We start from the raw sequence: 12685 nt of genomic DNA on the forward strand, positions 1-12685 counted from the left end.
GTGCCGGGCATGAACTCCGGAGATTCGGCCCACGTCAAGCATCCGACCGCGAAGACCTGCTGCACGCCGTCAAGAACAATGACCACCGTACGAAGCAAAACCAACTTACCGGTTTCCTCCGAGCGCCAGCTGCGGCCACACGATGAAGTGAGGCTCCCGGGCGGAAACTTTCAGATGGGCGATCATTTCGGAGAGGGATACGCATCCGACGGGGAAGAACCCGTCCACACCGTTACGTTGCCTTCCTTTACCATCGACGTCACAGCCGTGACCAACAGACAGTTTGCAGGCTTTGTGAATGCCACTGCCTATCGCACTGAAGCGGAAAAATATGGCACATCAGCCGTCTTCCACCTCCTGGTCAAAGCCGCCGGCCCGGACATTCTCGGTGCTGCCACGGGCTCACCTTGGTGGCTCAACGTTCGAGGAGCCGATTGGGCCCACCCTGCAGGCCCAAAATCGCACTGGAGCGAGTACCCAGACCACCCCGTTGTCCAGGTTTCCCACAACGATGCCCGAGCATACTGCGATTGGGCGGGACGGCGGCTCCCTTCCGAAGCCGAATGGGAATACGCCGCTCGCGGCGGCCTCGAAGGGAAAAGGTACTCGTGGGGCAACGAGCTCGTTCCCGCCACACACCACCACTGCAACATCTGGCAAGGCACCTTTCCAACACAGAACACCGCCGACGACGGCTATATCGGCACAGCCCCGGTGGCCAGTTACCCGGCCAACGGCTACGGACTTTACGACATGGCAGGCAACGTCTGGGAATGGTGTGCAGACTGGTTCTTACCCAAGTACTACCGCGCATCCCCTGCGGAGAATCCTCAAGGACCCACGATCGGAGCCGGGCGTGTGATGCGGGGCGGCTCCTACCTTTGCCACGAGTCATACTGCAACCGCTACCGCGTTGCCGCACGCACTTCCAACACACCCGAATCGTCCTCCGGCAACCTGGGCTTTCGGACCATCGCGCTGGTTTGAACAGCCATCGGCAACAAGGGACTCCTATGTGAAAGCTACGGGCTCACAAGATGGCGGACGAAACCGCCTATCAAACCAGATTCTGGGCTGCGGAACAGAACCGGATCCGCGGTTCACGCTGGCCAACGAACGCACTTTCCTTGCCTGGATCCGCACCTCCTTGGCACTGCGCGCGGCAGGTGTAGCCCGTCGAAGTCTTGATGGCTGACCCCCTCGCCCGGGAGTTACGCAGAACCATCGCGGTTCTCCTCCTTATGCTCGCCCTCGTCCTAGGTGCGGCTCGATCTTCCGATGGTTGAACGTCGAACGCGCCATGCGAAAGAGGGCCCCGCTGCCGCTAGCCTGGATCACGCGCATCCTCGCCAGCGGTGGGGCCCTCGTCGCGGCCGCAATGGTCACTTTCGTCCTCGTCGGCACCGTCTGGCGCCGTGCCGTTACCCAAACCTGCCCCGAGATATGGCGCCGCTGGCCTGAACGCAGGCAACTCGCATGGGGCCCGCACCACGCTGTCCATGCTGTTGCCGGCGCAACCCTTCTCCGCTGGCTGCCCCACCACGGCTGGTTTGTCAGCGCCCTGATCGCAGTCATGATGGCCTTCCAAAAACCAACGCGATACTAAAACCGGGATCATCATGTTGTTCCCGCTCGACCGGCGCATGAATAGGTGTTGGACAACAACGGCCAACCCGACAAAACCGGAACGAGGAACCACATCACCCCAGCTCAGCAATCAGAGTGCCCACCAGCCAGGACACTGACCCCGCCACCCCACACACCTGCATAGGCCCACGCGGCAGCCAGGCCAAAGCCCGCACCCACAGCGTCAGAGGGGCCTGGGGTGCGCTTCCCGGCACAGCAGAGTGCTTCATGTGCCTGGGAGAGGTGTCCGGCTGGATTCTGGTCGGTGTTCGGTAGTCGGCCGTGTTCACGGTCCTTGCGGCGCGGCAAGGGTGTGGGGAAACAGGTAACGGCTACTCGCGCCGGACACGTGCCCGGGACCGTAGCGTGATGTCCGGGTCGGCGGCGTGGGTGCCGGGTGGAGACCGGGACCTACCCCAGCTGCCGCCGACCCACCTTAACCCGCTGGTCAGCATGATTGTTCAGTTGTCGCGGCACCCAGACGGCGGACCTGCACGGTGGTTGATCCGACAAGCGAAGGGCACAACTCTCTGGGCTGCTTCCCTTCCCCAGCCCGAGTCGCTCTGGCCCCGGGCCACGGCCTACGGGTGTTTGATCCAGCATTCGAGGATGGTGGTGGAGAGTTGGTAGGCCAGGGCGTTGCGGGTGATGTTGTCCGGCCCGAGCGTGGCCGTCAGGGCGCTGGCGTTGACGTGGAGGATGAAGTTGTCCTTCTGGAAGACTGCCGACCCGTCGGCCGTCTCGTAGGCGGGGAACCCGAGGCTGGCGAGCCCGGTGATAGGCGTGGCCTTCTCGGCGAGGGCCTGCATGGCGTTGAAGTAGGTCAGGGCGGCCGCCTGGTCATCTGCTTCCTGGACGGAGACGACGAGGTCTCCGTCGTTCAGATGGTAGGTGCAGGTGAAGGTGTTGTTCGCCCAGGTGTTGTCGGTGTCGGGTGCCGGGTCAAGGTCGAGGATCGATGTGAGGGCGTTCTTGGGCTGGTCACCGCAGACCATGAGGGCTGCGGCGCTGGGCCCGTCCTTGACCGACTTGTGTGCCGAGGCCGTCCCGCCGCCGTGGTGACCCGTGGCCGGCCCGGACTGCGTCTGCGACGACGAGGGCGCGGGGGCCGGTGCTGCTGCGCTGGTGGCGGCGCAGCCGGAAAGCAGCAGGGCGGTCAGGGTCAGGAGGGTGAGCGACGGTGTGGCGTGGTGTTTCATGGCTCGTCTCCGTCTCTACCGCCGCGGTGCGTGGCGGTGCGTTGTCAGGGTGTGAGGGTGGCGTAGATGACGTAGTTATCGTCAAACAGGCCCGTGGCGGGGTCGTATCCGTCGCAGGTGATGAGCCTGAGTTCGGCGGCGTCGGTGTTGCCGTAGACCTCCAGGGTCGGGAAGTCGTTCTTGGAATACAGGGCGCCGCGGTCAACGGTGAACTCTGCGGTGCTGCCGTCAGCGCGGCTGATGCTGATCTCGCTGCCTGGCTCGAGGTCGCGCAGGCCGGCGAAGACCCCGGTGGCGCCGCCGAGGGCGTTGACGTGACCCAGGATCACGGCCGGGCCGCGCGCTCCCGGGGTTGGTGAGCCGTTGTACCAGCTGGCGGGTGCGCCGTGCCCGGTGTCCTGGGGGACTTCCAGGGCGCCGTTGGTTCGCAAGCCAAGGTGCAGCAGGTCTGTCCGCACCCCGATCGAGGGAATGCTCAGCGTCACAGGATCCGAGGAGCCCATGACCTGGGGAAGCGCCGCCGCGGGTGCAGCGGGCGGCCCGGCCGGCGCGGTAGCCGTAGCCGCCCCGGACTGCGGGACCGCCGGCGATGCGGTGTCGGATGTGGCTGACGGTGACGGGACGGCTGCGCCCGTGTCGGGGCTGGGGCTAGGTCCGCAGCCGGTGAGGGTTAGGGCGAGCAGGAGCCCGGCCGCCGTGGGGGCCCCAAGACCTCCACGGTGACCGGAATACCTGCTGTGCGTCAGGATCGGAGTGCCTGACTCTTAGGCCGCGGTGCGGCGGCGGATTGCGTAGGCGCCGCCGGCGAGGGCTACGAGAGTCAGGCCGCCGCCGATGGCCAGGGCGGTGGCGTCGGTGCCGGTGTCCTGGGTGATGCCGGTGTCAGCGCCGCCGGTGGGCATCTGCATCTGCCCGGCCTTCAACGTTCCGCACAGCGCAGGTGATGTCGCGGCCAGTGGCAGGCTTGGCACCAGATCGCTCTTGGCCGCCTGACCGGCGGCGCTCAAGGTGGCTGGGTCCAGGCCGTGAACGACGACGACGGCCGTGCCGGCCTCGAGGGCGGCCTTGGTCTCGGCGTTCAGTTCGAAGGTCCTGTCCACAGTGTAGGCCGCGCCCTGTCCGGCGACCTTCAGGTCAAGACCCGCAGCAGGGCTGGTATCCCCGCTGGTCGAGAGGGTGGTGACAATCGCCCCGTAGGACGGGGCACCCTCTGTGGTGGAAACAACCTGGTCACCGTCCTTGTCCGCCGACGGCGCCGGGCACACGCCCTGGGCGCCGCCGTGGATGTGCTGCACGTGCGGATACGGGGCATCCATGAACGTCGCGGGCAGGCCCGAGACCTTCAGCACGGCGTGGGCCTGGTTGCCGGTGACGTCAACCGTGACAGAGCCGGAGGCGCTACTGCCGTTCAGCTGACCCAGGGTCGACTGGTAATGGTCGGAACCGTCGTGGGCCATGGCCGGGACCCCGGAGAGGGCCAAAGCCCCGAGAGCGAGCGTGGGAACTGCGAGGAAGCGAAGTGCCTTATTCATCGGAAAAATCTCCTCATGCAAGTGATGGGTTGTTTCCAAGCAAATGACAGGAGGTACTTCGCAGCGGTCACCAGCCCCGGATGGGTGCCAATGTGGCACGGAACACATGACCGGGCCGGCGTGGACGCCATCGCACGCCGAGCTGCCCAGGTGCTGTTCCGCGTCCAGGCATGGCGGTGATGCTCGCCGGCCCCTCCGTTGCGGACCACTGACCTGCACACTTGAGGCGCCGTGCACACTGATTCCGTGAGCAGAGGGGAAGGGATGTCAGTCCCGCTGGCACCGGCCTGCGGTGATCGCAACCGCAGGCCGGTCCCCACGTGCGGCAAATCCCAACCTGACGCTCGAATGCCCGCTGCTGGCGCCCGATAAAAGCAGACGTAAGTGTGGACAATGTCCGCACCCTCTTTGGCAGGACAATCGCCGGCTCGGCGCTCCCGGGTCGCCCTCAATCTGCTCACGCAGATAGCCGATCACCGAAAACGGGTTAGTCATGTAGTCCCCGCTCCCCCGGCACATGAAGAGGTGTAGGCCATCAAAGGCCCATCTGACGGAACCGGAACGAGGAAGCACATCACCCCAGCTCAGCAAGCGGAGTGCCCACCAGCCAGGGCACTGACCCTGCCACCCCACACACCTCCATAGGTTCCGCGGCAGCCAGGCCAAAGCCCGCACCCACAGCGTCAGAAGCGCTTCAGCACAAGCTTTGTCCACACGTTAAAGCAAAAAACCCTCTGACGAGGGAATATGCTGTGCCCGAGGTGGGACTCGAACCGGGTTCCAGCAATTGAATATCCGCCACTCCCCCGCAAACCTCCGCAATCCGGCCCAGACCGGCACCGGTACGACCCGTTCCGAAGTCCAGGGTGTGCACATTGTGCACACCCTCACTGGTGACCACTTTGGCGCAACCAGGCTGCCAAAGCGGCAGTCCGCGGGTGCAGTTGTGGCTTGAACGCGATTTCGCTCCGATTTGAAGAGTAGGCCTCCGGAACCGGACCGGCTTCGAACAAGCACAGCACTACGGGGCGGCCCACATTCTGGAAATCCGCTCCGGCGCGGACTGGACAGAAAACGACCTACGCGGGTTCGGCCCGAGGAAACCCGGACGTTCTCACTGTCGCCGTCGGATCCGGTGCTCTCAACCACGGTGGTCCCTGCTGTTTCTAGCACGGCGGTCAGCGCCGCGAGGGCGACCGCGCGGTCGCGGCGATCCCGCAACTGCTGGATGACGTGCGCGAGCATGTCGGGTGCATCCCTGATCGGTCAACCCTAACGAGCTTGGCATTGCGCATGGGGAAGTCAAAGGCATCGGCGCCGGTTACATCCTGGAATTCAGGGCCCCGACAACGTGGCGCATGAACTCCTCGCCCCTGCCTGAGATGTGTTCGACCTGAGGCGTGTTGGATGCGCTGCCTAACCGCGTATCGCTGTGCCGTCGAGCCTTTCGCCAGATGACTCTGGCCAGATATGTTGCACCGCCCCTTACAGTGAAGTCATGCTGCACTCAACCCGGCAAGGCTCCGGTAAGCCACTCCTCCTGATCCATGGGCTCGGTTCCAGTATTGGTAACTGGAACCCGGTAATCCCGGCGCTGGCCGCTGAACGCGATGTCATCGCCGTCGACCTCCCCGGTTGCGGCGAATCCGCGCCCCTGACCGGCGAAACCACCATTGCCACACTGACCGATGCTGTCGAAGCCTTTATCCGCGACCGGGAACTGGGTGACATTGATGTGGTAGGCAACTCCATGGGCGCCCGGATGGCAATGGAAATGGCACGGCGAGGGCACACTGGCACCACGATCGCACTGGACCCTGGTGGATTCTGGAATGACCGCCAGGCAGCGATCTTTGGTGCAAGCATCAAGGCATCCGTCGCACTGGTGCGACGCATCCAACCGGCGCTCCCCTTCCTCACGGGCAACCCGGTGGGCCGCACGGCCCTGTTGGCTCAGTTCTCCGCCCACCCATGGAAGCTGCCGCAGGATCTGGTGCTGCATGAGCTTCGCGGGTTCAAGACATCGACCAGTCTGGACCCGGCCCTCAACGCGCTGATTCACGGACCCCGCCAGGAAGGCGCACCGGCCGGTTCACTCAAGGGCAAAATGGTCATTGGATGGGGGCGGAAGGACAAGGTCACCGCTCCCAGTGAGGCGGCGCGGGCCACGGAACTGTTCCCGGATGCAACGCTCCACTGGTTCGAAAACTGCGGTCACTTCCCGCACTGGGACCAACCAACCGAAGCGGCGCGCCTGATCCTCGATAGCACCGGCTGAGCTGCGGCTGAGCGCCGGGGCGGAGCCATTACATTGAGTTGGCTTCAGAAAGATGGAACCTGCGACGGCTGGGGATGATGCCCCAGTCTAGGGAGGCATCGACGTCGCTGGTCCCGAATTGGGGAACCGGCTTCACCTGGACCGCCGCCGCTAGGAGACTGCTGAACAACGTGGTTGTGGGCAGGCGGAACGTCACCAATGGCCGCCACAGCTGGGTCAATTCGGATCATACGGCTGAAGATGGGTGTGCGGTCCGGACGCCGTGGCACGGTTTTCGTCGCTCACCATTGTCACAGCGTGGAGCCAGTTTCAGCTTCCCGGGCAGGGCCAGAAATATTTGACACCAACAGGCAAGAAACCGTTCGATGCGCATCTGCCAACTCTCAACGGAACCCGCTACGACGAAGACAGTCATGTACTTATCGGGAAATCTTGCCTTTAACAGTCGTGACCGGAATCAGTGCAAGCGAGCCAAGGCGACTCCGTTCGCCCAGCCAGCATAAGGTCATGCAGTTCAAGACCCTCCCCGCCATGAACAGATAACCAGCGACACCGCTGCCCAAACCCAGGAGGAGGCGACGACCACCAACAAAATAGGCCCCGAAGGGGCCCATAAGTGAACAGTTTGTGCACACTCGGAGGCCAACAGGCCCCTGAACAGGGGAAAAACTGTGCCCGAGGTGGGACTAGAACTGTCTTCCGGGCCTTGCCAACGCTGGGAACTCTCGGGAGCATGCGGAATACGAGCCGGTCCAACCGATATGCGATCCGCTTCGAAGGCGAAAGTGCGGACAGTGTCCACACCCTCATTTGCCGTGGAATAGGTCCCACACGCCGGCCGCCGTGGTCGCCCTGGCATATGGCATGCCTCGGCGGATTAAGTGGTGGGTGCCACAACGTCCTCCAGCACTGACCTGTCGAAGAAACGGATCTCGCCCGTTGCTTCGAAGAACACCGGAATGACTGATGTGCTCAGGTCTTTGGAGGTTTCGTAAATTTCAGCCGCACTCCCGTGCTTCCTGGCAATTGTTCCAACTAGCTCGGTACCGCGAACCCGAACAGTTCGATATTTGTAGCTCATCGTGACTCCTTCGTCGGCTAGGGCACACGCTACCCCTTGGCCGTGCCGCTTCGGGAGGTTGGCTCCTATGGCGCCAACACCGTCCTGGTCATCATCGCCGATTTCATCGAATACCTCCCCGCCGGACCGGCAGCGGCGCGTCGCGGGGAGATCAGCGCCCACTACCAGGACACCTGGTTCTCATGGATCGGTGGATACAGCGAGGACGAACCGTTCTACGACTGCATCCAGAGCCCGGTCGTCATCCTCGAACTCAATCACCACTGCGGGGTGTTCCTCAGCAACAGCAAACCGAAAAAGTTCCACATTGACACCCTCGTGCGCAACTCCGCGACGGAAGCCTCAAGGGGCAGCAAAGAAATGGCGACGCAGGCATGACTCTCACCCAACCCCATCCACCAACAGCGGAACCCGGCTCCGACCCGTCCACGGCAGCGGCAGAAGGGCCCCTTAAAGAACTCGTGGTGCCGGATCCCAGCAGGATCCTTCGCCGTTGACCTGAAAACCGCGCAAGGACTGGAAGCGGTCAATAGGCTCGCCGCCACCGCTGACATCGTGGTGGAGAACTTCCGGCCCGGCACCGCTGCCAGTCGGCCTGCTGTTCGGACGCTCGCCTGAAGTTCGGAGAGCCACCAGCGCTACTGGCCTTGTTGTAGCCCAGCCTAGAAGGCACGGTAAGTGAAGTTCGTGAACCGCACTTCCCCTGTCCCGACTGCGAACAATGCCGGGCGCAGGCTGAGGAGTTCGTCGGCCGTATTTGTGTTGTAACCCTCCACGTTGAAACGCAATCCATGCCTGGTCCAGTCCGTTCCGTTCAGGCTGTAGTACTGCGTGACGATGTGGTTGTCGTTGACTATTCGAAGGTGCATGGTCCGGGCCGCTGGCGCAGGTTCACGCCAGTACGGAATCGCCCTGCCCGCGCGGTAGCTGGTCATGCTGCCGCCGTCGTGGCCCATGCCGCAGAACAGGCGGTCGCTGTAGTACAGCAGCAACCCGCCTTGGGCGCCGTCGCCGATTTCCATCTCCACCGTGATCTCGTATCGCCGGTCGCCGACGATACACGTCAGCGCCGAGCTGTCTGACGGGCCTGATCCCTGGGCTTGCAGAACCAGGCCGCCGTCAAAGAATGCCCGAAGATACTCGTCATTTGACGGGGCATGAAATGACCATTGTGTCCCAAAGCGTTCGGTGGAGAAATTATCGGACAACGGCGATCCGTGGGGTTGTTCGCCGGTTGCAGACACAGTTGGCAGTGGCGCGGGCAGTGCCGCAGAAAGGGTCCCCCCGACTGCCCGGGGCCATCCGTCCTCGTCCCACTCGATCGGTTCCAAAAGCGTTTGCCGGCCAAGGGTGGCGAACCCGTTTTCGTAGCCGTGGTAGATGCTCCACCACTGGCCGTTGGGGCCCTCGAACAAAGTGGCATGGCCCTTGCTCCACCAAGGCTCGTCGGCACTCCATGTCCTGATGATGGGATTGCGGGGACAGTCCTCCCACGGGCCATTGACGGAGCGGGAGCGGGCGACCGTGACCATGTGACCGGTGGGCGGACCAGACGTGCCGCCAACCGCCGTCGTGAGGTAGAACCACTCACCACGGCGTGTCAGCTTGGGCCCTTCCAGTGCGTAGGCTTCAACCACCCAGTCCTCGGGATAGCGCCAGCCGTCGTAGACGTGCTCCACTGGACCGTTCGTAGCCAGTCCGTCGTCGGTGAGCCGAACACGGCTGACTCCGCTGAGAAACAGGTAGCGGCTGCCGTCCTCTCCCACCACGTGCCCGGGATCGATATGCCCTTCGATGCCCAGGTTGATGGGCTCACTCCAGGGTCCCGCCATGCTCTCGGCGTGGATGACATAGGTCAGCACAGGCGCCGTTGGGTCCGGCGAGATGGCGGTGGGAATGATCGGTATGTAGATAAAGTACCGGTCGTCCACTTTGCACATGTCGACGGCAAACACGCAGCCGATGGGTGTGGAAAGGGCGGGCCCCAGCGGTTGCCAATTCAACAGGTCACGCGAGTGCCAGATAATGAGGCCGGGCGTGGACTCAAAGGACGAAAAGGTCAGGTAGTAGTCATCCCCGTCGCGGAGGATTGCCGGGTCCGGGTGGTCCCCGGCGAACACCGGGTTCAGGTAGGTTCCATTGCCGAGGTCGGCACGGCGTTGGCCTTCCAGGCTCACAGCCGGAGGCGTTATCTGATTTCTCATGCATCATGTCTTTCGTTAGCGGAGATCAGGGACGGTGGTTGTAGACCAGGCTCATTGGCCCAAGTAGACCTGCAGGCAGGATTTCGGCATCGTCGGTGAAGACACCCGTCATTGGCGAGTAGAGCGTCCCGGTGCTGCTGCGGGCCTCAGCAATCAGTCGATTGCGCCACGGACTGGTGACGCTTACTTCGATCCGGTTCGTTCCTGACCTCAGTGCGCTGGTGGACACCCGGTAGGGAGCTTTCCAGAGAACTCCAGCGTCCCCGCCATTGATTTTGACGCGCGCCATATCGGCTACATCGGTGAACTGGACCGGACCAACGCGGGCTCCAAAGCATCGTGAGTGCCGTGGAAAGGGATGGCCAGTGCGACGAGGTCTTTGACATCGCCTGAGCCTTCCCGCGGCTCGACACCCCATGTGGGGATGTCTTGATAGGGTCCTGCGACGTTAGGGAGCTTGTTGAGCTGGGTCAGTTCGCCACCTTCGACCACAGTCTGCGACCACACCAGCTTGCGCATGGCATCGGCCTTTTCAACCCACGGTGCTCCCGAGGCGCTCCACCCCGCAGAAGTGGCAACAGTGAAGTCCAAGCCGAGGTCGCGGGCCGTCGCGACAGCAATGGCAATAGCTTCGCGCCACTGCTCGCTGCCGGGAATCACAGCTTCCTCCACTACAAGCGGATTAGCTAACGCACCGTCGAAGGCCTGAACTCCTCGGACGCCCACAGAGTGGAGCCAACGAAGATCCGCCCGAATGCCCTCGAGGTGCACGTTGCCGTCCATCCAGTGCCACCACGCACGCGGCCGTGCCGAATCCGGTGGATCAACGAACTCACTCCAGAGAACTTCGCTCGATTTCCTGTCCATCCCGGTCACGTCAGCATCCTGGATTCCCTCCGCGAAGTTGACGGCAGGCTGAGGCCGGCGCCGTAGCGGTAGAGCGGATCTTTGGTGTCGTTGGGGACGTCAGGATGTGATGCTTCGACGGCGGCCATGGAGCGAGGCAGCTCGATCGGCAGGCGACCTCGGGGAGGAATAGTTCCTGTTAACGCGTCGAGCAAGGCAGCGTCAGAAGCGCCGAAGTTCACGGTGACGGCCTCTGCGAGCTCATCGAACGGGGTCAGGATCCCTGCTCGTTCAAGGTAGACGTCGAGGATCACGGGGAGTTCTGCTGCAAGTGCTCGCACCCGTGCGACCTCCTCGTCCGGGAAGTCGAGGCTACCCTGATGCGTCATAGCGTCCAGGAAATACTCGTTGCGCGGCTCGTAGGGGACAGTGAGGCGCACAAGAGCTACGTCGGCGTCCTTCTTGTCATCCACAAGGGTGACCCGATCATCGACGACTTCCGGGTTGACGCCTTCGACGTATACCCGGGTGTCCGCTCGCAGCGGCAATACACCAGTGTTTTTCAGAACGGTGACGGCCTCCGCTTGGGCGCGGTGCCCAGCAGCCCGGAAAGACTCGGAACCCACAATGGTTGCAACCGCGTTCTCGTCGACGTACGGATTGTCGAACAGGCCGAGTTCGAACTTGACCTGCAAGACTTTCAGCGCTGACGCGTCCACGCGCTTCTGGGAGAGCCGTCCGCTGGCCAGCAACTCAAGGACCAAATCCGTGCAGGACTCGCCCCCGAATTGATCTGCGCCGGCGTCGAAGAGCTTCTCAACACGCTCAATGCGGCTGAGGTGCTCCACACCCCACGCCTTGGCAGGGAACGGCAAGCCAAAGACTTCAAGGTCTGTGACGAGCTGCCAGTCAGTAAGTACAACCCCAGTGAACCCAAGATCTTCGCGTAGGAGTGTCGAGATCAGGTATTTGTTGTAGGCGAAGCCCACTTCCTCCACGGCTACGCCGTCAATGAGCAGGTCTTTCGCCAGTGAGTAGTAAGGCATGATCGCGCTGGTTCCGGCGGCGATAGCTGCTCGGAACGGTGCCAGGTGCTCTTCGAAGTTGCCCCCTGGATAAACCTGAGCTTTGCCTTGTGGGAAGTGGGGATCCTCCCCGTCTTCTTGCGCCCCGCCTCCCGGGAAGTGCTTTGCCGTGCAGGCGACGCTCGTGGATGACAGCTTCTGGCCCTGTAGACCTTCGATCAACAGCGACCCGTACTCTGACGTCACCGCTGAGTTTGAACTGAAGCTCTGCAATTGACGCGCCCAGCGCGGATCAGAGGCCAAGTCGATCTGCGGGTGAATAGCTGCACGAAGTCCGACGGCGACATACTCGCTCCTTGCGGTCTCGGCGAATTCACTCACTAACGCAGGATCGCCGATGGCTGCGAGGCCCATGGGCTCGGGCCACTGTGAGAACGAGCCGGTTGCGAAGACCATGCCATCGTTCTGCGCGAAACCATGGCGGGGATCGGTGGCAAAGGTGATGGGAATCCCGTGGGGAGCAAGCTCGGCGAGTTCCTGCATGCAGTTCTGCCAACGCGCCATGTGCTCTGCCGAAGGGAAGCGGCCAATATTGAAGTGGTTAATAGACTGGCCTACTACAAAGTCGCGAGGAGTCTCCGGCCCGAACGGACTCGCAGTATCGTGGTCACCCGGCTCGCCAACAACCATCACCGTGTTGAATAGCAGCCCGACTTTTTCTTCTATCGACAAGCGTTCGAGCAGATCCTTCGCGCGGCTCGCGGAGTCCAGGCGCGGATCTTCGTAGGGGTCCATCACTCCGTTGCCGTTCAGGTCGCGGTACTGGACGCCGTCGTCATTCGTGCTCGTGGGCCGTCGCATAAAATCTCCTTGCTAGGTGGGAATTTGGAAGAG

General features: G+C 62.8%; 12 protein-coding genes and 1 pseudogene. 5 read left to right on the forward strand and 8 right to left on the reverse strand.

Translation table 11 applies throughout. The annotated features are described in order from the left end of the window. The first annotated feature begins 9 nt into the window (after window positions 1–9). Both AC1DBN_RS02710 and AC1DBN_RS02715 read left to right on the forward strand, forming a co-directional pair. Window positions 10–987, forward strand: a complete 978-nt coding sequence (locus tag AC1DBN_RS02710; RefSeq protein WP_314213334.1) for a formylglycine-generating enzyme family protein — start codon at window positions 10–12, stop codon at window positions 985–987. Between the two features lie 28 nt (window positions 988–1015). Then, a pseudogene (locus AC1DBN_RS02715) lies at window positions 1016–1399 on the forward strand (YidH family protein); the annotation flags it as partial. Window positions 1400–2207: 808 nt separating this feature from the next. On the opposite strand, the gene AC1DBN_RS02720 reads toward AC1DBN_RS02715, so the two are convergent. From AC1DBN_RS02720 to AC1DBN_RS02730, 3 genes are all read right to left on the reverse strand, one after another. Then, window positions 2208–2825 (reverse strand): hypothetical protein, encoded by a 618-nt coding sequence (locus AC1DBN_RS02720; RefSeq protein WP_091719718.1) that lies wholly within the window; start codon window positions 2823–2825, stop codon window positions 2208–2210. 44 nt (window positions 2826–2869) lie between these two features. Beyond that, the gene (locus AC1DBN_RS02725) at window positions 2870–3310 is read right to left on the reverse strand and encodes a sortase domain-containing protein (protein ID WP_231994249.1); all 441 of its coding nucleotides are present in this window, start codon (window positions 3308–3310) and stop codon (window positions 2870–2872) included. A 279-nt stretch (window positions 3311–3589) separates the two neighbouring features. Next, a complete protein-coding gene (locus AC1DBN_RS02730; protein WP_091719712.1) occupies window positions 3590–4357 on the reverse strand; it encodes a CHRD domain-containing protein in 768 nt (255 codons plus the stop codon). Window positions 4358–5855: 1498 nt separating this feature from the next. Here AC1DBN_RS02730 and AC1DBN_RS02735 point away from each other — a divergent pair. Beyond that, the gene (locus AC1DBN_RS02735) at window positions 5856–6635 is read left to right on the forward strand and encodes an alpha/beta fold hydrolase (RefSeq protein ID WP_314213337.1); all 780 of its coding nucleotides are present in this window, start codon (window positions 5856–5858) and stop codon (window positions 6633–6635) included. Between the two features lie 877 nt (window positions 6636–7512). On the opposite strand, the gene AC1DBN_RS02740 is transcribed toward AC1DBN_RS02735, so the two are convergent. Beyond that, entirely contained in the window at window positions 7513–7716 is a 204-nt protein-coding gene (locus tag AC1DBN_RS02740; RefSeq protein WP_056078700.1) for a hypothetical protein, read from the reverse strand. Window positions 7717–7758: 42 nt separating this feature from the next. Between AC1DBN_RS02740 and AC1DBN_RS02745 the strand changes: the two genes are divergently transcribed. Then, complete coding sequence (locus AC1DBN_RS02745) at window positions 7759–8094, forward strand: DUF3500 domain-containing protein (RefSeq protein ID WP_231994246.1); 336 nt, start codon at window positions 7759–7761, stop codon at window positions 8092–8094. A 93-nt stretch (window positions 8095–8187) separates the two neighbouring features. Next, window positions 8188–8334: a CoA transferase gene (locus AC1DBN_RS02750; protein ID WP_269457160.1), complete on the forward strand. Its 147-nt coding sequence runs from the start codon at window positions 8188–8190 to the stop codon at window positions 8332–8334. Window positions 8335–8378: 44 nt separating this feature from the next. Here AC1DBN_RS02750 and AC1DBN_RS02755 read toward each other — a convergent pair whose 3' ends face one another. Genes AC1DBN_RS02755 through AC1DBN_RS02770 form a run of 4 tightly spaced genes read right to left on the reverse strand, consistent with a single transcriptional unit; the run spans window position 8379 to window position 12652 of the window. After that, complete coding sequence (locus AC1DBN_RS02755; RefSeq protein WP_477722523.1) at window positions 8379–9920, reverse strand: family 43 glycosylhydrolase; 1542 nt, start codon at window positions 9918–9920, stop codon at window positions 8379–8381. A gap of 25 nt (window positions 9921–9945) precedes the next feature. Beyond that, window positions 9946–10209, reverse strand: coding sequence for a glycosylhydrolase-like jelly roll fold domain-containing protein (locus AC1DBN_RS02760; RefSeq protein ID WP_477722524.1), 264 nt, complete (start codon window positions 10207–10209; stop codon window positions 9946–9948). A gap of 5 nt (window positions 10210–10214) precedes the next feature. After that, window positions 10215–10787 (reverse strand): glycosyl hydrolase, encoded by a 573-nt coding sequence (locus AC1DBN_RS02765; protein WP_091723955.1) that lies wholly within the window; start codon window positions 10785–10787, stop codon window positions 10215–10217. A 5-nt stretch (window positions 10788–10792) separates the two neighbouring features. Then, complete coding sequence (locus AC1DBN_RS02770; RefSeq protein WP_091719702.1) at window positions 10793–12652, reverse strand: glycoside hydrolase family 3 protein; 1860 nt, start codon at window positions 12650–12652, stop codon at window positions 10793–10795. Window positions 12653–12685: the final 33 nt, after the last annotated feature.

The sequence above is a fragment of the Pseudarthrobacter sp. 10T415 genome (assembly GCF_056394175.1).